15 protein-coding genes are annotated in these 24,838 nt (G+C 45.3%); 7 read left to right on the top strand and 8 right to left on the bottom strand.

All coding sequences use genetic code 11. The features are described from left to right. Positions 1-601: 601 nt before the first annotated feature. Both ONT19_RS01975 and ONT19_RS01970 read left to right on the top strand, forming a co-directional pair. Positions 602-1,654: a transposase gene (locus ONT19_RS01975; RefSeq protein ID WP_203069454.1), complete on the top strand. Its 1,053-nt coding sequence runs from the start codon at positions 602-604 to the stop codon at positions 1,652-1,654. A gap of 266 nt (positions 1,655-1,920) precedes the next feature. After that, positions 1,921-2,967, top strand: coding sequence for an IS110 family transposase (locus ONT19_RS01970; protein WP_007896893.1), 1,047 nt, complete (start codon positions 1,921-1,923; stop codon positions 2,965-2,967). Between the two features lie 340 nt (positions 2,968-3,307). Here the strand turns inward: ONT19_RS01970 and ONT19_RS01965 are convergent, their stop codons facing one another. The 8 genes from ONT19_RS01965 to ONT19_RS01930 all read right to left on the bottom strand — a co-directional run bounded on the left by ONT19_RS01965 (position 3,308) and on the right by ONT19_RS01930 (position 18,327). After that, complete coding sequence (locus tag ONT19_RS01965; RefSeq protein ID WP_264952411.1) at positions 3,308-4,594, bottom strand: glycoside hydrolase 5 family protein; 1,287 nt, start codon at positions 4,592-4,594, stop codon at positions 3,308-3,310. Between the two features lie 142 nt (positions 4,595-4,736). Beyond that, positions 4,737-6,050 (bottom strand): glycoside hydrolase family 5 protein, encoded by a 1,314-nt coding sequence (locus ONT19_RS01960; RefSeq protein WP_264952412.1) that lies wholly within the window; start codon positions 6,048-6,050, stop codon positions 4,737-4,739. A 216-nt stretch (positions 6,051-6,266) separates the two neighbouring features. Continuing rightward, the gene (locus tag ONT19_RS01955) at positions 6,267-8,081 is read right to left on the bottom strand and encodes a cellulase family glycosylhydrolase (RefSeq protein WP_264952413.1); all 1,815 of its coding nucleotides are present in this window, start codon (positions 8,079-8,081) and stop codon (positions 6,267-6,269) included. A 30-nt stretch (positions 8,082-8,111) separates the two neighbouring features. After that, positions 8,112-10,232 carry a hypothetical protein gene (locus tag ONT19_RS01950; RefSeq protein ID WP_264952414.1) on the bottom strand — a complete coding sequence of 707 codons (2,121 nt, stop codon included), beginning with the start codon at positions 10,230-10,232 and terminating at the stop codon, positions 8,112-8,114. A gap of 34 nt (positions 10,233-10,266) precedes the next feature. Beyond that, positions 10,267-12,168, bottom strand: coding sequence for a hypothetical protein (locus ONT19_RS01945; protein ID WP_264952415.1), 1,902 nt, complete (start codon positions 12,166-12,168; stop codon positions 10,267-10,269). A gap of 26 nt (positions 12,169-12,194) precedes the next feature. Next, on the bottom strand, positions 12,195-13,895 hold the full coding sequence (locus ONT19_RS01940) for a RagB/SusD family nutrient uptake outer membrane protein (protein ID WP_264952416.1): 1,701 nt from the start codon (positions 13,893-13,895) through the stop codon (positions 12,195-12,197). Positions 13,896-13,913: 18 nt separating this feature from the next. Next, positions 13,914-17,087, bottom strand: coding sequence for a SusC/RagA family TonB-linked outer membrane protein (locus tag ONT19_RS01935; RefSeq protein ID WP_264952417.1), 3,174 nt, complete (start codon positions 17,085-17,087; stop codon positions 13,914-13,916). A gap of 289 nt (positions 17,088-17,376) precedes the next feature. Next, on the bottom strand, positions 17,377-18,327 hold the full coding sequence (locus ONT19_RS01930; RefSeq protein WP_118065655.1) for an ATPase: 951 nt from the start codon (positions 18,325-18,327) through the stop codon (positions 17,377-17,379). 176 nt (positions 18,328-18,503) lie between these two features. Between ONT19_RS01930 and ONT19_RS01925 the strand changes: the two genes are divergently transcribed. The 5 genes from ONT19_RS01925 to ONT19_RS01905 all read left to right on the top strand — a co-directional run bounded on the left by ONT19_RS01925 (position 18,504) and on the right by ONT19_RS01905 (position 24,758). Beyond that, on the top strand, positions 18,504-20,864 hold the full coding sequence (locus tag ONT19_RS01925) for a mechanosensitive ion channel family protein (RefSeq protein ID WP_264952419.1): 2,361 nt from the start codon (positions 18,504-18,506) through the stop codon (positions 20,862-20,864). A gap of 75 nt (positions 20,865-20,939) precedes the next feature. Continuing rightward, on the top strand, positions 20,940-21,689 hold the full coding sequence (gene kdsA / locus ONT19_RS01920) for a 3-deoxy-8-phosphooctulonate synthase (RefSeq protein WP_117692122.1): 750 nt from the start codon (positions 20,940-20,942) through the stop codon (positions 21,687-21,689). 75 nt (positions 21,690-21,764) lie between these two features. Further along, on the top strand, positions 21,765-22,745 hold the full coding sequence (locus ONT19_RS01915; RefSeq protein ID WP_117692157.1) for a KpsF/GutQ family sugar-phosphate isomerase: 981 nt from the start codon (positions 21,765-21,767) through the stop codon (positions 22,743-22,745). A gap of 57 nt (positions 22,746-22,802) precedes the next feature. Then, entirely contained in the window at positions 22,803-24,074 is a 1,272-nt protein-coding gene (cls, locus tag ONT19_RS01910) for a cardiolipin synthase (protein WP_117727100.1), read from the top strand. Between the two features lie 66 nt (positions 24,075-24,140). Next, on the top strand, positions 24,141-24,758 hold the full coding sequence (locus ONT19_RS01905) for a response regulator transcription factor (protein WP_264964874.1): 618 nt from the start codon (positions 24,141-24,143) through the stop codon (positions 24,756-24,758). Positions 24,759-24,838: the final 80 nt, after the last annotated feature.

Below are 24,838 nucleotides of genomic sequence, written 5' to 3'. Positions count from 1 at the left end.
ACGCACATCAAGTCAGAAAAAGCAAAGGAAACAACAAAACACACACTCTATTTAACTCAAGAATTGACCGAAAACAACCAAAGATCAATTAACAAAGCACAAAAGGTTATGACAATTCATATAATAAATAATGTACGCGAACCTTATATATAATAGACAAATAATAGAATAATCAATATAAATCAACCATCAAGTAAATAAATTGTAACGCTAACACTTAATCTTTAATAAATATGACGAAAATTACATTTTATTTTCAATAAAGCAGAAAAGTATTAGTAATCAGCAAAATATGTACAAGCTATTTTGCAAAAAATAGCTATCTTTGCAGCAGATTTACAAAACAGCCTAAAGGTTTAGAATAAACAATATAAAACAAATAAACATAATCACAACAATGGAAAAAGTAAATGCAACCTAGAGCTAGCCTCTAGCCCTTTCTTCTCTTTTACCTTTGCACCCAGGAATCAAGTTAGGATATTTGGTTAATGGGTGTTAAGGTGAACTATCTTTCTTTCAAGGTATGCCCTTTCTCATGTCATAGTCCTTATATAATCCAGCCAACTTTCTTGATTCCATTTAACTATTAAATGTCAAAATTATGGATAAAGAACTTTACATAGGCGTGGATGTCTCAAAGCAGACTCTCGACCTTGCTTATTATGACGGAGAAAGCATTGATTGGAAGAAAGCCCATATAAAGGTGAGCAACAACAATGCAGGTTTCAAGAAAATTGGTTCATGGGTGGCAAAGGTAAGCAAGGGGTTTGATATAGTCTTGTTCTGTATGGAATATACAGGACTTTACACCCAAAACTTTAGACTGTGGTTGGAAGAGAAACATTATATTTATAGGATGGTGGAACCTCGCAAGATGCATCGCTTTGAGCCAGACTTGGATGATGGACTGCGTTCGCTCGACCGCATCAAGACTGACGAGCTTGATTCTTTCCGCATAGCCATTTACTGTGAGCAGAACCACAGAAAGATTCTTCGCAACCCATCAAAACTTCCTCCTCCTGTATATTTTAAGTTGAAGAGGCTTTTGGCGGAACGCAAGCAGACAGTCAAGCAGTCAGTCCTTTACAAGCAGCAGCTTCATGATATATGTGCGTATGACACAGATTTGTCTGTGGAACGTAAGAATGGGCAACTTAAAACGCTCAATGATGCACTTAAAGGCATAGACAATGAAATTGACATGTACATAAAAGAAGATGCGGACATCAGCAAGAACTTTTCCCTGCTGACATCAATACCTGGTATTGGGCGTGTTGTCGCACTTGAAACCATTGTCTTGACCGAAAACTTCATGGCAATAGATAACCCACGTAAATACGCTTGCTATATTGGTGTCGCTCCTTTCAAGAAAGAATCTGGTACATCTGTGAGAAAAGGCTCGTCAGTCTCTAAGAAAGGTTTTAAACAGGCAAAGGCAGATTTGTCCATTGCCTGTTTGGTTTGCATGCAGCACATTCCGAACATCAGAGATTACTGGGAACGCAAGAGAAAGGAGAAATGCAGTGGAATAGTGTTTAATGCAATCAAGTTTAAGATGATACTCCGTATGTTTGCCGTTATAAAACGAGGTACTCCGTATGTGGAGACGGACAATTATCGAAATGGGAAAAACAAGCAACCAGGAGTGAACTAACAGTGTTTTAAGACCATCACTATACCATGATAGAGTCTCTTGGTTGCTTTTGGCACTACCTTTGCGAGGAATCCTCAAAAGGAAGGAACTCCAGACAGAGGTAGTGAACTTTTTAATCTTAGGCAAAGCCCTTTCCCTTGATATAGTCTCCTCTGCCCGAAATGTCAGACTCAGTGCCTTTTAGGGAATTAGCTGTCCGTCCCAGCTTTTAAAAGATTTGGCTTATCCTGACATAGAGAGTTCCTTTCGTAAAGCGGTGCAAAGATATGAAAAATAAATCATTTGTAGGCATTGACATCTCTAAAAATGTCATAGATGTATCTATATTTCGTGAGGATACCAACATCAAAATGTTCCCTCATGAGGTGTTCAACAACACTCGCAAGGGATTTGGCGATATGTGCTCATGGCTCAAAAAGAGCCGTGTGGTACTTTCCCAAGCCCTGTTTGGCATGGAATTTACAGGTTGCTACTCCTTGGACTTGGAAAAATTCCTCACGTCCAAGAATTACTCTTTCTGTATGCTTAGTACACGTATAGTAAAACATCATCCTATGGGGACAATAGATAAGCGAGACAAGAATGACTCTGCAAAGATAGCTGACTTCCTCTATCGTTATGATGGCACGGAATGTGCCAAGCCATACAAGTTGCCAAGCAAGGCTATGCAACAATTGAAGCAACTTGTCAATGAGCGTAAGTTCCTTGTGGAGCAACGGACAAACTTTATGAACCGAATGCAGATGTTTGAAACGAAAGAGGATTCTGCCATGTATGAGAGCTACATTAAAAAACTCAATCATGACATTGAGAAGATAGATCAGGAAGAGTGTGAATTAATGTCCAAGGAGGAAGATGTCTTTGACACTTTTCAGAATCTGTTGACGATACCAGGAATTGGTTTTGTCAATGCAACAAACATAATTGCCATCACACGAAACTTTACCGCTTTTGACACAGCTCGGCAATATGCGAGATATGTTGGCGTAGCTCCATGCAGTCACACTTCTGGTACCAGTGTGAAATGGCGTGCCCGACCTTCCGCACACTGTAACGGTCAAGTGAAAGCTGACCTGTCTATGGCGGCATTGAGAGCTGTTGAGTACGATGTGGAAATGCAAATGTTTTATAATCGAAAGTTAGGAGGCAGAAAAGATTCTGATACTAAGCGTAAGGCATTGAATGCCGTCAAGTTTAAGCTCATTTGCAGAATGTTTGCCATAGGCAAGCAAAAGAGAAAATGGGAAGTGTTGAACACCTCTGACGACAGAAAGAACTTACATATTGAAAAGTCCAAAGCAAGTGAACTATGACAATGTACCATTGTCTCTTATAGTCTTGTGAGGACAGATACGGATAACTAATTAGGAATCGAGCAAAAAGCTATTAAAAGAAAGAGTTCCGTATCGTTTTTTTTTTGTAACAGAAAAGTCAAAAAATGTCTTCTTCTGCTACAGGGGTAGGTATGACTATATGCTTTCTGGGGGCTATTTTGCTTATTTTAACACAAAAAAGCTCTCAAAAATTTGGTGATGTCTTAGGAATCTTTTACGAAAAAAACATAAAAGTATTATTATAAAAAGTCAAACAAAAAAAGGGTGCACCATGAACTGATGGTACACCCTCCTAAAACAACTAACAATTTCACTAAACTTATAACTTACCAATCTTCTTCATTCTGTCTACCTGCGTCTTTACTACATCCAATGTAGATTTATCGGTAGAAAAAACGGAGTTCAGACCTTGCGCTTCCTGAGCAGGATCACCGGTGTAGTCATCACCTACCTGCCACTGCTCATGCTTAGGATTGGCAAAGCCGCCCCATCCCCAGAAGTTACAACCGGCAAAGTAACCGCCAGATGCAGCATTGTCGCCAACAAGACTGAACACATACTTGTAGTATCCATCGCGTGCTTCTGTTGTTGAAGAAGTTGAGAAAGAGAAACCATCACGAGGATAGCCGAACTCCTCCATCACCAATGGCTTCCTGATACGTCCGCATACCTCAAGATGTTCATCAATATACTCCTTGGTGTTCTGGCAGGAAATTTGCAAATCTTCCAGCAAATGGTCTTTTCTAGCCCAACTCCAGTTGTATGGCCAAAGATGAATGTTGCAATAATCCACATTCTTGTCGGCACAGATCCGTTCCCAACAGTTCAGTTCTCCTTCACATCCCCATTTACCTTCGCTACCGATAGAAATCAGATGATTCTTATCGAGCGAACGGATCAGCTTGCTCGCTTCACCCAGCCACTTTTCGAAAGCAGGCAACTGCTCTTTGCTGAAAGCACGAGGCTCATTACCTATCTGCCATGACATGATGGCCGGGTCATCCTTATACTTCTTCTTTGTATATCTGTTGGTTCTCGTAAGTATGAATTTCACATAATCATAGAAAAGCTGATGCGCCTTTTCGCAGGATGCATATTTGGCGACGAAGTTCATGAAGGCAGGATATCCATCTTCGTTAGGACGGGGAGCCTGACCCAAACCAGCCTGCTCCAGGTAATAGCCATAACCGCCACTCCATTCCCAGGAATTGTTCAGGTAGAGCACGGCCAGCATCTTGCGTTTGCCCATCTCCATCAGAAGATAGTCAAGACCTGCAAGAATCGTATCGTTATAAACGCCCGGAGCTTCCTGCAGCGTCGGCTCAACTTTGGTCTTCACTCCTCGCTTTCCATCAGAGCCCACCAGGATGCGGAGATTATCAATGCCCATCTCCTTCATCTTATCGAGTTCCCTACAGAGACGCTCGCGGTTGCCGCCCTGTCCTTCTGAACCGAGGATGGCACCATACCAGAAATTGGTACCTACATAATAATAAGGTTTACCATCACGAACGAAATGTCCGTCCTTCACCTGCACAAAGTTCGACTTCGCTGAGATATTGCATGTAGCCAATGCCATCATCAAAAAAACAAATATCTTCTTCATTTATTTATTTAAGTTTACAGTTTAAAGATTCATTTTCGGTTGCAAAGATACTAAATAAGGGCAAAAAAGCATGATACTTTTTTGCCCTTTCTACATATAAATCTAAACTATGCTTATTTATTATTGCTTTTTCTGCTTTTTTCTAAGGTTTCGGATAGATTTTCAGGTAATCTTCCATCCCTTCGGCTGCTCCCTGCATCACACCTTTAAATATATAGGAGTCGGAAACTACCTGCTTCTTTCTGTCGAAGATGGTCATGTGAGGAAGAGGCTGCACATTGATATCCCAGACGTATGGGATAAGACCTGCCTTCATCATTTCGGCAGTCACAGCACCATACCATGCCATCATACTCTCATTATGCTTCTCCTGATTACCACCGAAGAGAGAGGCATCCTTACGGTTGGCACCATATTCGCCGATGACTACCGGATAGCCCAGATCTACAAACTTCTGTTTCATCTTCATCACCTGATTGGTGATATGCTGGTAGGCATCCACGTTCTTATTATTATACCAGATGGTGTTTACGGTTCGCCCCTGGTCATCGGCAGGCGCATGTCCTTTCCAATAAAGAGCCACCTTGCCCCAATCGGCATCTTTGTCCATCAAGGTAAATATATAAGGATCATAGAAATGAACCTCTGCCATCAGACGGTTCTTCGCATTATCTTTCAGACGAGTAATGTCGTAAGAATCCTTGGCAGCCAAATCAATCTCGGTCTTTGGAGTCTGTACGATGAGCACACGGCTGGCATTATTACCACCGGTAGCACGGACGGCATCGATAAACACCTGTTCGTACACCAGGAGACGGTCGGCAAACTCCTTACTATCAGGAGCCAGCATGTCGCCTTGAACCTGCGGACTGGCGCCTCCCACTCCCGGTTCGTTGAGGGCAGCAAAGAGGACCCGCTGGTCATACGCCTTGAATTCCTTTGCTATATTCGTCCACAGCTTGCGGAACATCTCCTTATATTCTGTCACATTCGCCCCACTGGTAAAGGCATCATGCTCCATCCATCCGCCATCCCAGTGTTCGTTGATGATGACACAGAGACCGGCATTGAGACCATAGTTTACGATTTCCTTGATTCGTTTCATCCAGACAGAATCTATGGTCATATTCTCCTTATCCGCAAGATGTCCAGCCACCCAGGATGTAGGAATGCGAAGACTGTTGAACCCCTGCTGTTTCAAACTCCGGATATAACTCTCAGTAGTCTTATCATTCTGCCATGAAGTTTCCGACTTCAGTCCAGCCTGATTGGTAAAGACATCATTCCAGTCGCACGCCTCCATCGTATTACCCAGGTTGACTCCTGGAGCCATATAGTGAGCCAGTTCGGTAGCCGTGAGTTTCATTTTCGAGATACGACCATCCATTGATTTAACCTGTGCGCCAGCCCAAGCGAAATGAGCAGCAGCCAATATAATCATAACTATCTTCTTCATATATCAATCTAACGTATTATCGGGTTTTGAAGTTATCATGTTGCAAAGATAGCGAAAAAACTGTAGCGTGAATGTATACTTTTGATAAAAGGATAGGTATATTATGTTAGGATGTACGATATTTGCACAAAAAAAGGACGCACATCAGAGAAAGATTCCCCTAATATGCGCCCACACCTACTTTATATCAAACCTAAAGACTTAATATCTCGTTTTTTATTTAGCAGGCCACTTTGCTGCAGCAACAGCAGCCTGGATACTCTCAAGCATATTAGCATTGCTAACACTTGCACCAGCACGGTTGAAGATGGTCATGCTAGGAAGACCGCTATTGGTATCCCATGCCATTGGAACACAACCATTATTGATAGCACTAGTTACAACAGCCTTGTAATAGTCCTTAACTGATGCATCATGAACAGCATCCTTACCGATGGCCAGACGCTGGTTGGCACCAAACTCACCAATCAACACTGGATAACCCTTGTCGAAGAAGTTGGTCTTCATCTTCTTCATCTGAGCCTCTACATACTCCTCGTTGTATTTAGCATCAGCTGTACGACCAGCCTCAGAACCATTGGTATTGTTCTTGCCCCAATAGAGATAGTACTTGCCCCAATCCTTGTCTTCACTCAAATCAGTAAACTGATATGGATCATAGAAGTGAACCTCTACCATCAATCGGTCGGTAGCAGAATCCTTAATCTTAGACATGTAGTTGTTGGCTACAAATTTATCGATATCGGTATTAGGGCCCTGAACTATCAGAACTCGCTTGGCATTGTTGCCACCTGTGGCACGAACCGCCTCAATGAAAGTCTGCTCATATTCAGCAATTCTATTGGCCAAATCCGCAGTGCCCAGCAATGCATTGGCATCACCGCCACCCACACCAGGCTCATTCATACCGGCAAAGATAAGACGCTCGTCATAATTCTTGAAACTATTGGCTATCTGAGTCCAAATCTTGGTGAGTTTTGCCTTGGTAGCATCCACATCAGTAGCAGCAGTGAAGCCATCATGCTCAATCCATCCACCATCCCAATGCTGGTTGATGATGACATAGAGATTGTTCTTGATGCAGTAATCTACCACCTCGTGAACACGGGTCAGCCAATCGGCATCGATGGTGCAAGCCTCAGCATCTGTGATGTGCCCCATCACCCAAGAACAAGGAATACGGACGCTCTTGAAACCGGAAGCCTTCACCAGGTCGATGAGCTGCTGAGTAGTCTTTGCCGACTGCCAAAAAGTTTCAGAACCGATACCGGCATTCTTCCAGTTATTGGCAGCATTTCCTGCCTCCATCGTATTACCCAGATTCCAACCCGGATACATCAAGGCAGCAATATCCATAGCAGTCTTGCTCATATCACCAGTAGTAGTACCCTGCTCCTGGTTAATGGTAACAGCTTCTGTGATGGAAGTACTGTCGTTTACCACCATGGTATAGCTGATGGTTGCCGAACGGGCATTGCTGATGTTGGCAGCCACCGAATAGTTGCGGGTGTATTCCACCATATTGGCACGAGAAGTAATCTCACTCACCCAGTCATTGCTGATTACCTGAGAATAACTTGCATTTGCCTTCAGGGTTACAGTAACCTGACCACCGGCAGCCCCCACATTCATGGTTTTACCTGATGATATGAGCAGTCCCTCGGTAGAGTTCTGGCTCACGGTGATAGTCTTGGTATCAGAACCAGCCGCTACGGTGATAGTTGCCGAACGGTCATCATTGGCAGTATTTGCCTCTGCCTTGATGAGGAAATGATGGGTAATACTAGAAGAGCCAGCCACTGGAGTTACAGCCAACCAAGCCGCTTCGGTAGAAACCGTTGGTACCTGAGCCGCCTTGACATATAAATCAGTCTCACCACCATTCTTCGTAAACGCCATATCAGAACGGGAAACCACGAAGTCCTTAGAGAGTCCTTCACCGCCTCCGATGGTATCCTCATCAGAACAAGCTGAGAAACTGACCATGGCAAAAGCCATGATCAGAAACGATAAAATTGTTATTTTCTTCATATTCATAGAATATCAAAATAATACGTATGATTACTTACTTGGAGTCAAGACATGATTAATCTTAACCTTAACCTGAGTAGGATCAACCAGGTCTTTCCACAAATCGTAGAGTTCGATGGACCAAACCACTGCACCCGAGCACTTATCTACCAAAGAAGCGGAAACTTCGTAGGTGCCATCGCCCTTCACATAAGTGCGACCGAATTCAGAACCGCCCCAGTAGCTAGGATACCAGCTAGGTGTGGCATAAGAAAGTTCTGTCTTGTAGTTCTTGGAAGCAGAATCCTTCAGGTTGCCGTCGATACCTGTGATGGTGAAGTTGACAATCAGATTACCAGTGAATGACAAGGCTGAAGCATCCACTCCATTTGCCTTGGTATTACCATACTCATTGTAGATTTCAATGCGACCGTCTGTGCCCTTGCCATCCTTGTTGACGAACTCTGTCTTGGAGAAATCCATAGAGAATTCAGGATCCACATCAAACTTGATGCTCACAATCTCTGCAGTAATCTTGGATGCATCGATGGCATCAGCTGCCAGATTGTTGATATCCACACAGAATACCGCTGCACCTTCTGCCTCGGCACCACCTGTCTCCATCCAAACCGTATAGAGACCATCGCCAGTAACGTTGGCATCATACTTGGAATTATCAAAGGCTGACCAGCGACTTGGATCCCAAGAAGCATCACCATATTCCAAACCAGCCACATGACTGCCCGCACCTTCCTTCATGTTATCTGTCAAACCAGAAAGACGGAAAGTAACCACCATGTTCTTGGTAAACTTAATCTGAGCCTGGTTGATGCCAGGATTGCTGCCCGTAGAACCATACTGGTTGAAAATCTCGATACGGATTCTACCATTATTCTCAAGGTCACCGACAACCAATTTGGAATTATCAACCTTCAACTCAGGTGACATACGAACAGGACGAATCGCCAAGCCCAGGTTGCGGGCCGAAACACCAGATGAAGCAGTACCATTGCTCAGATTGAGCGTCTGGCTATAATCCGTAGCGATGCTATAGTTATTGCCGCTCCAATACAAGCCCTGGTTGCCCTCACCTACCTTGGCAGTTCCATTGCGGTAACCGGTGTAAGGCATAAAGATGCTGTTGCCATTGGCTGCAATAAATCTGATACCCTTCACGCCCTTCACCTCAACTTCTGTCTGAGTGGTATTGGCAATCAACTCACTCATCTGATCAGCTGTAGGAGTAGAACTGCGCATCAAGGCACCCGCATCCACGTTCACCTTCTTCAAGATATCCTTATCCGTACCGGCGATATCTTCCACTGTATTGTAATCGATGAGATAAGTACTCTGATTCACACCAGTCAAATCACCATAGCCCAGAAGGGTACCTGTCTCTTCCTCTGATTCTGCACCCAGGTTGCATTTAGCCCAAAGGATGCTCAAACCCAAGTCAACATATTCCATTGTCTGAGCAGGAGTGGTAAAGCTCTTGGTCTCACCATAGACAAAACCATCGCCCAACTCAAAATATGATGTATAATAGTAAGTAGTTCCAGGAAGCAAACCTTCCACACGTTGACTGATGGTCTTGGCACTGGCAGAGATTGGATAATCGATACCATTCTCTACATCCGCCTCAGAGGTTGAAATCTTGAAACCGTAGTTCATCTGGGTCTCTCCCTCTATCAGGATGCCTTCCAAGCCATTGGCTGTAGCACTCAGGGTAGCCTTTGTAGCCGTAACATCCGTGGCTCCGGCTGTAGCAATCTGGGCATCGGTAGCCACGAAGCTCTTCACCTCACCAAACTTGGTTACTATGCCCTGTAACTGTACGTAAGTGGCATAATAATAGGTATTACCCTTGGTCAATCCCGAGAGAGTGGCGGTTACATTACCTTCGGCATCAATCACGCCAGGCTGCTTGGAGCCGGCTGTGGTAGGATCGGGGTTGGTACCGTAAACAACACCCACCGCATAGGCACCGGCATCCTGCTTACTCAAGTCCAAGACCTTGCCGCTGACTACTGCCGAAATAGCAGTAACAGAAGCATCACCCGTCTCAATGGTGCTAATTACATTTCCTGTGGCTGCAGAGTAGTCATCATCGCTACAGGAAGAGAGCGAGCAAAGACCGGCCATCAGCAGCATCACACCTGCTAAATATTTCATTTTCATAATCTAATCCACATTAAAGTTTCTAATCTTATTTACCCTCTGAAGGTGTCACTACAGGAGCACCTGTATCCATCTTCACGGTGATAACCACTTCGATGCTTGAAGAACACTTGAAGTCGGTAAACTCGTTTTTGCCGGAATCAAACTTGAAGCATGCGGCAGGTCCCCATGGGTTCAATACATAACGACGGAAGGAGTTGGTACTTGGGTCGTCATCTGTATATCCTCTTGGGATGAGTGTATCATCAAAATCAACACTCTTGCCATCTACCTTGATGCTCTTGATGGTGATATCGCAGTTTGGATTGTCCTTCAGAATCTTGTTGACGTCGATGTAGAGAAGATATGGATTGCTCTCTGCACCCTCAAACTTCAAGGAATAGTCGCCATCGCCTGTGATGAACACATTGGAGCTCATATAGTTGGAGGTACCGCCATCGTGGGTCCAGCCCCAACCGGAGTTGTTGAAGAAGAGGTTTGCCTTATACTTAGGACCTGATGCAGAACTTGCGCTCTGGGCTACCCAGTGGTATGCCTGATACTGATAGAGATTGCCCTGGTCATCAAGACACTGGCTACCGAGCCACAAATCCTTCAGATGTCCGGTATAGTCATCCTTGCTGACTTTCAGAATACGTAGGGTGTTGTCGGCATTGGCATGCATGTTGTAATTGCCCGTTGCAGAAAGCTGGGTATTTCCGAAGCCCTTGTCGAAAGTGAATACGCCTTCATCGTTCAAGGTATATTTACCGGAAACCTGACTTCCATCAGGAGCGGTATAGATATAACTCTTTGACTCGCTGTTCATCACGAGGGTTGCATCCTCGATACCACTGGCTGCTGTAAGCTGAATGCCCTTGGCACTACCGTCGAGGTTGCAATAGTCAAACTGCCGTCCCTCTTCATTATCAGGGTTAGCCAACTTGTAGGTGATTTCCTTATTGGTCTTCTGCTCTACCCAGTCGCGCCAGTCAGTCATCAGCGTTGGCTTCACCTGGGTGTTCTCTGGCGCGGAAGGAGTCCAATTGTCCCAGTATTCCTCTGAAACGAAGTTGTAGCAAAGCAAGCACTTGCCCTCATCAGAATTGTCTCGAACTGTTGCTATCTGCAAACGGTCGTCGTCAAGTCCCATCAGCTTCAGTCCGCTACGCCAGTTGGTAGCAACCTGGTCATGTCCCGAATTGTGGAGCAGTTCCGCATCCGAGAAGGTGATGGTATGATTGTCTGTATCCAGCATGTAAGTACCCTTAAGGGTCTCACCTGTCTCAGCATTATATACGGTGACATGGGCACCGCCAATCAGGTCGAACTCCATATAACCATAGTCCATAGCCGACATCACCCAGGAGTTGTCTGCGATACCAGGAGTCCAGTTCCAATGGTCGCCGGCTGCAGCGGTCTGTCCCATCATGCAGGTACTCCAGTCATCATCCATACCCCAGAATCCGAGCGGACCTCCCCAGAGGTCTGAATGCTTGGTGATGACATTGGCATCAATATCCAACTTCCATCGCTTCGATTTGCCTACACCGCCACTCAGATAGGTCCACAGAGGATCGGTAACGAATTCGGCACAGAAATCATCTACCTTGAATTCGGCGTAGGGTCCCCAGAGGAAACCGCCGCGGGTTTCAACACCGATACGTGCCTGATAGGTACCATTGAAAGGAATCTTCAGGCTCACCTCATCCTGCTGGAAACGTCCCTGAGGCGTATCAAAGACCACCGAATAGCTCGATGGCAACAGACTCTTGAACTTGACGATATTAGGATTGCTTTCGTCGTGAGTAATCGTGAAGGCGATGTTCTCAGCCAAATCCTCAGAAGACAAGTTCTTATCGCCCAGACCAAACTCGTCTGGAGAGCAGCTCGCCATGACGAGAATCATGACAGCTGCCAAAAGCGAATATATTTTATTTATAATCTTCATAAAACCAATACTTTAAAAAGTTAGAATTACCAACCTGGATTCTGCTTCAGGAGACCATGAGAAAGTCCGATCTCGGTGATAGGAATCTGAATCAAACCACGTTTCTTGATGATATTCTCGGCACTGATGGATACGGTGGTTTTCTCGCCGCCATCCTTCACTTCCCAGGAACCGGCAATCTCCTTGGCTGCCTGCTCCACGCCCTGACGGAGCTGATCCCAATAACGGATTCCCTCGAAGGCAAACTCAAGCTTGCGCTCTTTCAGGATGTTCTCCTTGGTGGCTGTCTGCTGAGAATAGTTGCCACTCAGGGTAGTGCCATCATCCTCGGTATAAGCACGCTTGCGAACCTGGTCGAAGTAAGACTGGGCATTAGGACTGCCCAACTCTGCTGCCATCAACAGGACATCAGCGTAACGGACGAGGACCCAATCCTGGAACTGACTGATTTGGAAATCGCCTGCCCCCACTGTTTCTGTGTAATGCTGCAACTTGCCATCACCAGCAGTTTCGTGCTTAGACAAAGGAGTATATTTCTTCACGAAATATCCGGTGTATTCACGCTGGTCGGCAAGATAGGTATTCTCGTAATCCTTCAACTGTGAAGCATCGATGATAGAGGCTGAACGGCGGGTATCACCCGTAGCGTAGGCTGAAGCAATGGATGGTGTAACAGTGCATGCACCCCAACCCTGGCCATAGCCTTCGTAAACCAGACTACCGGTACGCATTCCTATCATCACCTGGAAACGGTTACCATCATTGTTGCCATTATAGTCGGCTGTGTAGTTGAACTTCATCGAGAGTATGGTCTCTGGGTTTCCAGGACCAGCCCAGGAAGAGTTCTCATGTGCCCAAAGTCCTACGTGGCCACCGCTCTTGTCATCAGCAGAAGCTGGCCACAAATCCCTGAATCGAGGTACCAGACTGAACTCGCCACTGGCGATGATATCCTCGCAGGCAGCCAGTGCATCCGCCTTGGTCAAGCCCAGCTGATCAGGCTCCTTGCCATAATAGCCACTATAAAAGAGGTACGCGCGAGCCAGAATTGCCTCGGCACCATACTTGGTGATATGTCCATCGTTGGTAGCCGCATCCTTCTTAGGATAGGCATTGGCAGGAATATGCTCGATGGCATACTTCAAATCTCTGAATACCAGACTATATACAGAGTCAGGAGCAGCCTGAGGAACCACTTCGCTGGTAGCATGTTCCAGCAACGGAATATTCTCCCAAAGGCGAAGCATATCGAAATAGCACAAGGCACGAAGGGCATGAGCCTCACCCAAATAAGTGTTCTTTGCATTCTCATCATCCCAGGTAATGCCTTCACCCTTATCGATAAACTCATTGCAGCGGAAGATGGCTGCATAATAGCTCTTCCACAAGGTTTCGTGCATATCGGTATAAGACGGTGCCTGATTCATGTCGAAACGGTCGAGAATCTGCGTGTTGCGGCCATCGGTGTTACCCGTACCGCCAAAGCACTCATCACTCATCGTCTCGGTCAACTGATAGACGGTGAACGAAGGACCATCTGAAACGGTACGCTGCCAACCATCGTAGCAGGCATAGAGCGAGCGAAGTCCATCTTCCTGACTCTTATAGAAATTGCCGGAATTTGATTCTGTCTTGGAAGCCACATCCAGCCAACTGTCGCTGCAAGATGCCAGACCTCCCATAGCCAAAATACCCAAAGCGGCTATCTTTATTTTATTTGTCTTCATAATGATATCTCCTTTAAATTAGAACTTAAGATTCAAACCTACCATGAAGGTACGTGGACGTGGATAGTAACCCAAATCTACGCCTGATGCCCAACTATTGACACCATAACCGATTTCTGGGTCCATGCCGTCATACTTGGTAAAGGTAAACGCATTCTGAACCTGGAAGTACAAACGGGCCTGAGATACGAACTTCTGATGAAGCAGCTTGGCAAAATCATAACCTAAGGTGATGTTGCTGATTCTCAGGAAGTCACCATCCTGGATAAAGAGGTCGGAGAACTGATAGTTCACATTGGTCTCTGTTACACGTGGATATTTGTTGGATGTTCCCTCACCTGTCCAGCGCTGCAGAATAGCTGAAGTGTAGTTGGCAGTCTTGGCACCTACATTGCGGTAGCTCTGAACGATGTCGTTGCCTACAGAACCGTTGGCGGTTACAGAGAAGTCGAGTCCCTTGTAGCCGAAACCGAGTGAGAAACCATAGGTAAAGTCTGGCATACCATTGCCCAGGTTTACCTTGTCGGCATCATTGATGGTACCATCGTGGTTGACATCGTAATACTTTACATCGCCAGGTTTTACAGAAGACCCCTGAAGTACGCCATTGCCTGCCGCTACCCACTCGTTGATTTCTTTCTGGTTCTGGAAGATACCAGCGGTCTTGTAACCCCAGAAGTAACCGATTGGTTCGCCATTGCTGCAACGGTAGAACTCGGTAGAGTTATCATAGAGCTGACCATTACCATCGGTACCATGAATGATACCATCGGATGTAGGGATGCTTCCCACCTTATTCTTATTATAGGCACCGTTGACATTCACATAGTAGTTGAAATCTCTACCAATGTTGTCGTTCCAGCCCAAACCGATTTCTATACCGGTATTCTCTACGTCACCTCCATTGAAATAAGGGGCTCCCGTACCGGCTGTGCCTGGGATAGGCTTAACCAGCAACCAGTCTTTGGTGGTCTTCTTATACCAGTCGATGTTGACATTCAGCTTGCCCAGGAGACGCAAATCCAAACCGAAGTCCAACTGCTCTGAAGTTTCCCACTTCACATTCTCGTTAGACAGACGGCTTTCGTAAGCACCATAGTAATTTGACTGTCCGTCAGCACCCAAAGCCGTACCGAAGTTATAGTAAGCGCCCGATGTTGAGATAGGAGAAATAAACATCAGGTCGCCAATATTCTGGTTACCAACCTGTCCCCAGCTTGCACGCACCTTGGCATAATCAAGCACCTTGAGCAGAGGCTTCACCCATTTTTCATTGGTTACAATCCAACCGGCAGAAACAGAAGGGAAGTAGCCCCAGCGGTTGCCACGGGCAAACTTAGAAGAAGCATCGGCACGCAGGGTAGCTGTTGCCATATAGGTTTCCTTCCAGTTCCAGCTTACACGACCAAAGTAGCTCACCATGCGCTGTGACAGAGAAGGAGCACCGTTGGCACCCAGACCATCGGTAGCGGTGGCAGCGGTACCATTGCTTACATAAGCATGGTTCCAGTCGGCAAAGCCACTCTTCAGGGTGGCATTGGATGCACTTACGCCTACGCCATCAAAGCGCCAGGACTCCATACCTGCCAAGGCTGTGAAGCTATGATCCTTTACCTTGAAGTCGTAAGACAGGGTGTTGGTCCAGGTCAACTGCCAGTTATGTCCCATATTCTGGTTCACACTGGTACGGTTGGCTGTGTTGTAGCTATAGATAGAGAACTGATAGAGAGGAGTAAACGAACGGTAATCGCTTGCATAATATTCGTAACCTACTACGGTGCGATACTTCAAGTTCTTGATAGGCTCAATCTCCGCATACACATTACCGGTGAAACGGGCTGCATTCGTCTGATTGTTATTGTTCGTCATCATCAAGCCGTATGGGTTGCCATCGGCATTATACCAGTCGCTGTTACTGGTATCATTAAAAGGAGAATCATACTTGTTGTTGTCGCTATACACAGGCGACAATGGAGAGGTATTGAAGGCACTGCGCAGAGAGTTGTTGTAAGCATTGCCCACACCGATACCCGAATTTTGGGTATAGATGAAACTGATCTGCTCACCCACCTTCAACCAGTCCTTCACCTTCCAGTCGGAATTGACACGGAAGTTGTAACGTTCATAATTGCTGACGTCCTTGCCGCCAACAATACCCTCCTGGTTCATATAACCCAGCGTCATGGCATAATTGGCAGTCTTGCTACCGCCATTTACACCTATATTATATGAAGAAGTCTTGGCATTCTTCACAAACATCTGATCTACCCAGTCGGTATCAATCAAATCGCCATTGGCATCATAGATACTCTTGTACTTGCTCCAGTCGTAGGCATTCTTGCCCGAGTTGATGGCAGCCTCATCCAGAATAGCCATATACTCCCTAGCATTGAGCATATCAATGCTGCGTGGCTTGTTCTGCCAACCCACATATCCGTCGAAGCTAACCACGGCACGGCCTTCCTTACCACCCTTGGTAGTAATCAGAACAACACCATTGGCCGACTGCGAACCATAGATGGCAGCCGATGCCGCATCCTTCAGCACATCAATGCTTTCGATATCTGCTGGATTCAGAGAAGCGATGTCACCACGTACACCATCAATGATGTAAAGCGGATCAGAACCACTCACGGTACCCATACCACGGATGTTTACCTTCAAACCGGAACCCGGCTGACCGGATGTTGAGATGATGCTCATACCAGGAGTCTGTCCCTGGAGCGCCTGAAGCGGATTGGAAGTGTTCAACTTGGCGATGTCATCACCCTTCACGTTGATGTTGGCACCCGTCACCAGCTTTTTCTTCTGAACACCGTAACCTACTACGACAACTTCATCAAGTGACTGTTTGTCTTCATTTAAGGTTACGTTGATTGTCGAACCTGTAACTTTAATCTTTTGGGTGATAAAGCCCAGATACGAAACTTCGAGAGTTTGTCCATTCTTTGCTTCAATGGTAAAGTTACCATCCAGGTCAGTAACGGCACCCGTCTTTGTACCCTGCACCATGACACTTGCACCAATCAATGGTTCATTGTCACTGCCAGAGATGACAGTACCCTTAACCGTCTGAGCATTGAGGACACCCGCTCCGATTCCTAACATTGCCTGGAACACCAACATGATGGCTACCAGAGCAACTTTGCAGAGCATGTGGCTCTGCGAGAATTTCTGAGATGTTTTTCTCATAATTACTTTAGGTTTAAATTAATAATTGTTGCTTCTAGGTTTAATATAGGCCTATGTAACATAGGTCGAATATTGCCTTTATATAAATAAGGTATAAGCCTCGGTTATGAGGATTGCCTCGATTTATCGTTGTTTGCATTTACTTTTTCGGGGACAAAGATAGATAAAAAACAGACACAATAGGGTATGTTTTGGTTAATCAATTACGTATAAAATGTTGCGCAACCTACATTTTTTAACGAAAAAGCACCAAAATGTAGCATAAAATACATTTTGGTGCAAAAATTGCTTAATTAATATGATATTTTATCAACCCCGGCATCGGAGCTTTCAAAATCTGGGAAATCTTGAGATGAAACTCATCCTCCATCACATTTCTCAAAGGTGATTCAAAGTAATGAGCTATGCTTCCAACAAAACCAAGCATCGGGATTTCTTCTTCCAAGGATGAATGCCAGGCCTTCATGCCAGGCTCCAACTGACTTATATCTTCGGTGCTCGCCTTGACATATTTAATATAAGGTGTGAGATTCTTTGCATAGAACTGATTGAAGCTCTCCAATATCATACGATAGAGAGCCATCGCTTCATTCAGTTCGTCAGTCCCGTTCTCATGTTTCTCACCTTCTGCTATCTGTTCTGAGATAAAAGGACAGATGGAAGCAAGGAAGCGATTGGCAAGCGGCTGTCTGTACACCTTATTAATAATAGTAGGATAATCCAAACCCGACCAGGCAAGATATTTATTCTTTAGCGATACAGGCAATGTGCCCTTGAAGATACCATTGAGGAAAAGTTTGCCGATTACTGCCCCACTACCCTCATCGCCCAGGATATATCCCAACGGAGGCGTGTTCATCACAATCTTCTCTCCATCGTAAAGACAACTGTTGGCACCGGTTCCCAAAATACAGGCGATACCCGGTTTCTTGCCAAAGAGGGCACGGGCTGCTCCCAGCATATCACCTTCTGCCTCAACCTTGGCTTCGGGAAAAGACTGCTGCAAGAGTGATTTCATGCGAGACTTCATCGCCTCGGTTACTCCACTGCCATAAAAGAAAACCTCCTGAGGCTGCTCTGACAGAACAAGTTCCTTACACAATACATCCAATATCTCGGCATCACTCTGATGAATCGGACTGATGCCCTGCGTCTTACAGGTAACCATCACGTTACCCTGTTCATCAACCAGAGCCCAATCGGTCTTGGTGCTGCCACTATCTGCTATGAGTATCTTCATATTCCAATCAGATTAATTAACGTATCCTTTGACGTTGCAAATGTAATCAATTTATATGAAAAATGCAAAAGATAACCCTAAAAATCGAACGTAAAGGTGCTAATATATCAAAAAAGGCGATTTTCTCTTTGCTTTTTCACGAATTATTAATAACTTTGCAGTCAAATTTACTAAATATGAAGAAGAGACTATACATCATAATTCTGCTGATGGTGGCATTCGTACTGCCAAGCAACGCAGTGCTCAAGGAAGCCAACCTGGACACAACGCTCTATATGCTGCGTACAGAATTGACCAACTATCACATAGACTTGGAGAAACAGAACCAAACTGCCAAGGCTCAACAGCTGGCTGTGATTCAGGAGCTCATCAGTATTGTGAAACAGGCTGACCAGAACTCCATCATGCTCTATTCGCAGCGCAATGGGTATATTTTCGACATGACGTATGCCTGTCATGAGGCTACAGAGCAGTTTAAGAAGTTTAAGTCGAAGGCTGTTCCTTTCCGCCAGATGATCAAGAAGAACAATGTTGAGGTGGCGCGTTTCGATTCACTCATCAACTATCTCTACGGCATGAACACCATGTTTCTCAGCGAAGAAGCACAGGTGAACCGAAACGTTGACCTGACTCTGGCTGTCAATATCCGCCGCCAGCTGGTAGAGAAACAGAAACAGCTGCAAGCCTATGTGCAGGCTTACGACAGAACCGACCGTAAGCTACAGGCACTCAACGACTATGCCAACCGCAGATACGAAGATATCCAGAACAGCATCTTCAATAATGGAGGCGACAACTATCTGCGTATACTCCGCAATATCAGCATGAACTATAAGGAGGCGAAGACGTCTGTAACCGAGAAATACAAGCCCGTACCAGGCATGATGTCACAATGGGATGTACGTATCATCTTCATCCTCTTCGGTATCATCATCTTCTGGGGTCTCATCTCCATCTTCCTCAATCTCTTTACCATCCGCATCGTAATTACCCAACTCATGAAGCATGGTATGTTCGAGAACAGAAAGGAAAGTTTTATGGCAAAACGTCCATGCCTTATCATGGCTATGACAGTAGTAACCTTCGCTGTTATTCTCGGTATCGTAAGAATGACGGTTACCCAGAACTTCGTGATTATGGCAAGCCAGCTGCTGGTAGAATATTCCTGGCTGGTTGGCGTCATCCTGGTATCTATCTTGCTACGTGTAGACAACGATAAGATTAAGAATACCTTCCGTATCTATTCGCCATTGATGCTGGTAGGTTTCATCGTTATCGTGTTCCGTATCATCCTGATACCAAACGACCTGGTAAACCTCATCTTTCCACCAGTCCTCCTGCTCTGCGATCTCTGGCAGTGGAATGTGATAGGCAGAAAACACAATCAGGTATTGCGTACCGACAAGACATACGCATTCATATCGCTTGCCGTATTCGGAGTAAGTACCATTTTTGCCTGGATAGGTTTCACACTGCTTGCCGTCCAGCTTATCATCTGGTGGACCATGCAGCTTACCTGCGTGCTTACCATCACCTGTTGCGAAGGATGGCTCAGCGTATATGCCAAGCGTAAAAAACTGGCAGACAAGGCGATTACCGACAAATGGCTGTATCGCTTTATCTATAAGGTATTGCTCCCTATTTCAGGTGTACTCTCGTTCATCATCTCTATCTATTGGGCTGCAGATGTATTCAACATGAGTGATACGACATGGGAGATATTCAACAAGGATTACATCAAGACCAGCAACTTCACTGCATCGCTTTTCAGTATTTCAGAGGTAGCTTGTCTGTACTTCCTGTTCAACTACATCAACATTACTTCTGTAGATTTCATGCGTCATCACTTCGAGAAAGCAGACCCGGCGTCGGCTGCTTCAAAGATTGTGATGTTCAAGAACGTGATGCAGGTGATTATCTGGGGTATCTGGCTGATGATAGCCTTGAATGTGTTCCAGGTTGGTAAATCATGGCTGCTTGCTATCTTTGCCGGCTTATCAACCGGTCTGGGTTTTGCATCAAAGGATATTCTTGAGAACATCTACTACGGCATCTCTCTGATGATGGGCCGTGTGAAGGTGGGTGATTATATCATCTGTGACGGCACCCGTGGTAAGGTGAGCAGTATCAGTTATACCTCTACGATGCTGGAGGCTACCGACGGTTCGGTCATAGCCTTCCAGAACTCGCAGCTCTTCTCCAAAAACTACAAGAACATGACCAAGAATCATGGTTATGAGCTGGATATTCTGGAGGTAGGTATTGCTTATGGCAGCAATGTGAAGGAAGTGAAACAGATTCTCATCAATGCCCTGATGAAACTGGATTGTATCTATCAGGACAAAGGTGTGAAGGTGTTACTGAAGAGTTTCGATGACAGCTGTATCACACTCAGAATTGTGGTATGGGTGAACGTGCTTACCCAAGCCATCGACGATGCCACCATCATGGAGTGCATCTACGATACGCTCAACGATCATAACATCGAGATTCCGTTCCCACAGCGTGAAATTACAATTAAACAAGTTAATAATTAACAGTTTGTAGTTTACAGTTAATAGCAGGTTTACTCCCTATTAACTATAAACTATCAACTATAAACTATAAAAAATATGGCAACATTCATAGCAGGTCCTTGCGTCATCGAGTCAATGGAACTATTGGAAACAGTAGCGCAGGAACTCGTCCGCATCAACGAAAAGTTAGGAACTAAAATCATATTCAAGGCTTCATTCGACAAAGCCAACCGTACCAGCATCCACTCTTTCCGTGGTCCAGGACTGGAGAAAGGACTCCAGATGCTGGGAGATATCAGAGAGAAGTACAACCTTCAGGTTACAACAGATATTCATGAGAGTTATCAGGCTTCAGCAGCAGGCGAAGTTTGTGATATTCTCCAGATTCCAGCCTTCCTCTGCCGACAGACCGACCTTCTGGTTTCTGCAGCCAAGACTGGTAAAACCGTCAACATCAAGAAGGCACAGTTCCTGAGCGGTAGAGATATGAAATATCCTGTAGAAAAAGCATTGGAGAGCGGTGCCAAGGAAGTTTGGCTCACAGAACGCGGCAACTGTTTCGGCTATAACAATCTCGTGGTAGATTTCAGAAACATCCCTGACATGAAGGAGATTGTGCCAAATGTCATCATGGACTGTACCCATAGCGTTCAGCGCCCGAGTGCAGGTGACGGCAAGACCGTAGGCGACCGCAAGTTCGTACCAGCAATGGCAAAGGCGGCTAAAGCTTTCGGAGCTACCGGCTACTTCTTTGAAGTACATCCTGACCCAGACCAGGGCAAGAGCGATGCAGCCAATATGCTGGAATTAAACAAGTTGGAATCACTTATCCAGGAACTCCTTTAAGTGAAAAGTGAAGAACGAAGAATGAAGAAACAACGTTCGGCGTACGAATGGAAAGCCAATTCAAATGATTTAGAAATGACCGATAAAAATAACAATATAGATGATAAGATTGTTCGCGGTTATGGCGAACAGGCTCTTAGAGACGAGGCGCAGGCCATCCTCGACCAGATACCTTATCTGGACGACAACTTTGAGAAAGCTGTAGACATGATGTATCATTGCCAAGGCAAGATTATCGTTACAGGTGTGGGCAAGAGTGGACACGTAGGTGCCAAGATTGCCGCTACACTTGCCTCTACAGGCACACCAGCCTTCTACATCAATCCACTGGATGTCTATCACGGCGACTTAGGTGTGATGACCGACAAGGATGTGGTTCTGGCACTGAGTAACAGCGGTCAGACCGATGAACTGCTTCGTTTCATCCCGATGGTACTCCACATGAATATTCCTATCATTTCCATCACCGGAAATCCAGATTCTCTGCTGGCAAAATACTCCAACCATCATATCACCGTAAAGGTAAAGAAGGAGGCTTGTCCGCTGAACCTCGCCCCTACCAGCAGTACTACTGCAGCATTGGCTATGGGTGATGCACTGGCTATCGCCCTGATGCAGGTACGCCACTTCAAGCCTCGTGACTTTGCACAGTTCCATCCTGGTGGAGAATTAGGCAAACGACTGCTGACCACAGCAGAAGATGTGATGCGCAGCGATGATATGCCTATCATTCCTAAGGAAATGCACCTGGGCGAGGCTATCATCCACGTAAGCAAGGGCAAACTGGGATTGGGTATCTCATTGGATGAAGACAACCACGTTATCGGACTTATTACCGATGGTGATATCCGACGCGCCATGGAGAAATGGCAGGCAGAATTCTTTAACAAGACTGTAAGCGACATCATGACCACCACTCCGAAAATGGTGACTCCGAAGACGAAGATTTCGGAGATTCAGCGCATCATGCACAAGTATAAGGTGCATACGGTACTGGTTGTAGACAAGGATAATCATCTGAAAGGTATCGTAGACCACTATGCCTGCATGGTGTGATTTTAATTAACAATTTATAATTAATAATTTATAGCAAATAGATTATTAGGAGTTGACATGAGACTCAGAGAGATAATAACAACGATAACACTGATGCTGGTCAGTTCGCTGTGCAGCGCACAGACCAGCGATTCACTGATTGTAAATCAGCTTCGTGGGAAAGGTGTGAGTTTTTCTCACGATAATTCCGTGACCCTACTGATGAATGGTCAGGAAAAGTTTGATGATATGTTCCAGGCAATCCGACAGGCTAAACATAGTGTACACCTGGAATACTTTAACTTTCGCAACGACAGCATCGCCTCCCTCCTCTTCGACCTGCTAGCTCAGAAAGTCAAGGAGGGTGTGAAGGTGAGAGCCTTATATGATGGTTTCGGAAACTCTTCCAACAATAAGCCTCTTCGAAAGAGACATCTCAAGAAAATCCGTGCCAATGGTATAGAGATTTATGAATACAAGCCCCTGAAGTTTCCATGGGTACATGCAATCTTCAACCGTGATCACCGTAAAATCGTTGTCATCGATGGGCAGATAGCCTATACGGGCGGTATGAACGTAGCCGATTACTATATAAAAGGTACGAAGGTTGTAGGAGAATGGCACGATATGCACTGTCGCATCGATGGCAGTGAGGTAAATACCCTGCAGAAGATATTCCTCAAAATGTGGAATAAGGTGAGCGGACAGAATGTGCACAGCACTGAGTTCTGGAGATATAAGAAGAAGGATTATCTGGTAGAGAATCTCAAGCCAGATACGACAGCAACAGCCTACAGAAAGATGGTCGGCATCATCAACCGCGAACCGCATATTACAAAAGATATCATCCGATATTTTTATGTGAATGCCATCAATGATGCACAGGACAGCATCAAGATTATCAGCCCCTACTTTACCTTGAGTCATAAACTTAAAAAGGCATTGAAGAATGCAGTGAAAAGAGGAGTAAAGGTAGAAATCATGCTCTCTACCAAGAGCGACATTCCGCTGACTCCTGACTGTGGTTTCTATAATGCGCACAAGCTGATGAAGGCAGGATGCAATGTTTGGATGTACACACGGGGCTTCCACCATACCAAGATTATCATGGTAGACGGCAAGTTCTGTACCGTGGGCAGTGCCAATCTCAATGCCCGAAGCCTGCGCTGGGACTATGAAGAGAATGCAGTGATTGTGGATTCTTGTACTACCCAACAACTGGTACAGCTCTTTGATGGGGAAAAGAAAGACAGTTTCTTACTCAATGAGAAGAACTGGAGAGAATGGCGTACGGGCTGGCAAAGATTCAAAGGATGGTTTGCCGCAAAGGTACTCACTCCATTCTTGTAAAAACAAGATATAAGTATAACCCAACTATCACTAGCAGAAGTAAAATAAACAGAGATGAATGAAGAAATGATGAAATCCATGGCTGGCAAACAGATGCCGGAAATGGCAATAGTAGAGAGCAATACACTCGCCGCAATGGGACTCAGACAACTGCTTGAGTCGGTGATGCCCATGATGAAAATCTCGACCTTCGGTTCGTTCCGTCAGTACGAGGCAAACAATCCAGACCACTTTGTTCATAGCTTTGTATCTATGCACATTGTACTGGAACACCGTTACTTCTTCACACAGGGCAACAGGAACCGCCACGTGATCGTTCTAACACCCAGCAACGATCCCAATTCGCAACTTGCAGAATTTCATTGTCTCTGCGTCAATGTACCAGAAGGATACCTGATAAAAGAGCTTCTCAACCTGCAGCATTCCGGTCATCCTCATGGCGAGCATATCCCTGCCATGCCCCCTGTCACTCAGGAAAAAGTTCTGTCGGATAGAGAAATAGAGGTATTATCTCTGGTAGCACAAGGGAAAATCAACAAAGAGATAGCCGACCAACTCTGTATCGGACTGACTACTGTGATTACCCATCGCAAGAAAATACAGGAAAAACTGGGATTAAAAAGTGTGTCTTCACTCACCATTTATGCTGTGATGCATGGTTTTGTTGACATCAATATGATCTAGCCTTCACCATAAATAGTGATGCAGAATCATCACATACCTAAATATAATGATAGCGCCTTCCCCTCATGTGAGAGGAAGGC

This window comes from Segatella copri, assembly GCF_026015625.1.
GTDB lineage: Bacteria > Bacteroidota > Bacteroidia > Bacteroidales > Bacteroidaceae > Prevotella > Prevotella copri_H.
Note: the sequence above shows the minus strand (reverse complement) of the source record. Positions and strands in the feature narration are given on the sequence as shown.

Bases quoted from the DNA above. Each gene is read 5' to 3' on its own strand.
- kdsA (WP_117692122.1), top strand. From the start codon at position 20,940: ATGGCAACATTCATAGCAGGTCCTTGCGTCATCGAGTCAATGGAACTA.
- ONT19_RS01970 (WP_007896893.1), top strand. From the start codon at position 1,921: ATGAAAAATAAATCATTTGTAGGCATTGACATCTCTAAAAATGTCATA.
- ONT19_RS01905 (WP_264964874.1), top strand. From the start codon at position 24,141: ATGATGAAATCCATGGCTGGCAAACAGATGCCGGAAATGGCAATAGTA.
- ONT19_RS01930 (WP_118065655.1), bottom strand. From the start codon at position 18,327: ATGAAGATACTCATAGCAGATAGTGGCAGCACCAAGACCGATTGGGCT.
- ONT19_RS01940 (WP_264952416.1), bottom strand. From the start codon at position 13,895: ATGAAGACAAATAAAATAAAGATAGCCGCTTTGGGTATTTTGGCTATG.
- ONT19_RS01960 (WP_264952412.1), bottom strand. From the start codon at position 6,050: ATGAAGAAGATAGTTATGATTATATTGGCTGCTGCTCATTTCGCTTGG.
- ONT19_RS01935 (WP_264952417.1), bottom strand. From the start codon at position 17,087: ATGAGAAAAACATCTCAGAAATTCTCGCAGAGCCACATGCTCTGCAAA.
- ONT19_RS01965 (WP_264952411.1), bottom strand. From the start codon at position 4,594: ATGAAGAAGATATTTGTTTTTTTGATGATGGCATTGGCTACATGCAAT.
- ONT19_RS01950 (WP_264952414.1), bottom strand. From the start codon at position 10,232: ATGAAATATTTAGCAGGTGTGATGCTGCTGATGGCCGGTCTTTGCTCG.
- ONT19_RS01945 (WP_264952415.1), bottom strand. From the start codon at position 12,168: ATGAAGATTATAAATAAAATATATTCGCTTTTGGCAGCTGTCATGATT.
- ONT19_RS01975 (WP_203069454.1), top strand. From the start codon at position 602: ATGGATAAAGAACTTTACATAGGCGTGGATGTCTCAAAGCAGACTCTC.
- cls (WP_117727100.1), top strand. From the start codon at position 22,803: ATGAGACTCAGAGAGATAATAACAACGATAACACTGATGCTGGTCAGT.
- ONT19_RS01925 (WP_264952419.1), top strand. From the start codon at position 18,504: ATGAAGAAGAGACTATACATCATAATTCTGCTGATGGTGGCATTCGTA.
- ONT19_RS01955 (WP_264952413.1), bottom strand. From the start codon at position 8,081: ATGAAGAAAATAACAATTTTATCGTTTCTGATCATGGCTTTTGCCATG.
- ONT19_RS01915 (WP_117692157.1), top strand. From the start codon at position 21,765: ATGACCGATAAAAATAACAATATAGATGATAAGATTGTTCGCGGTTAT.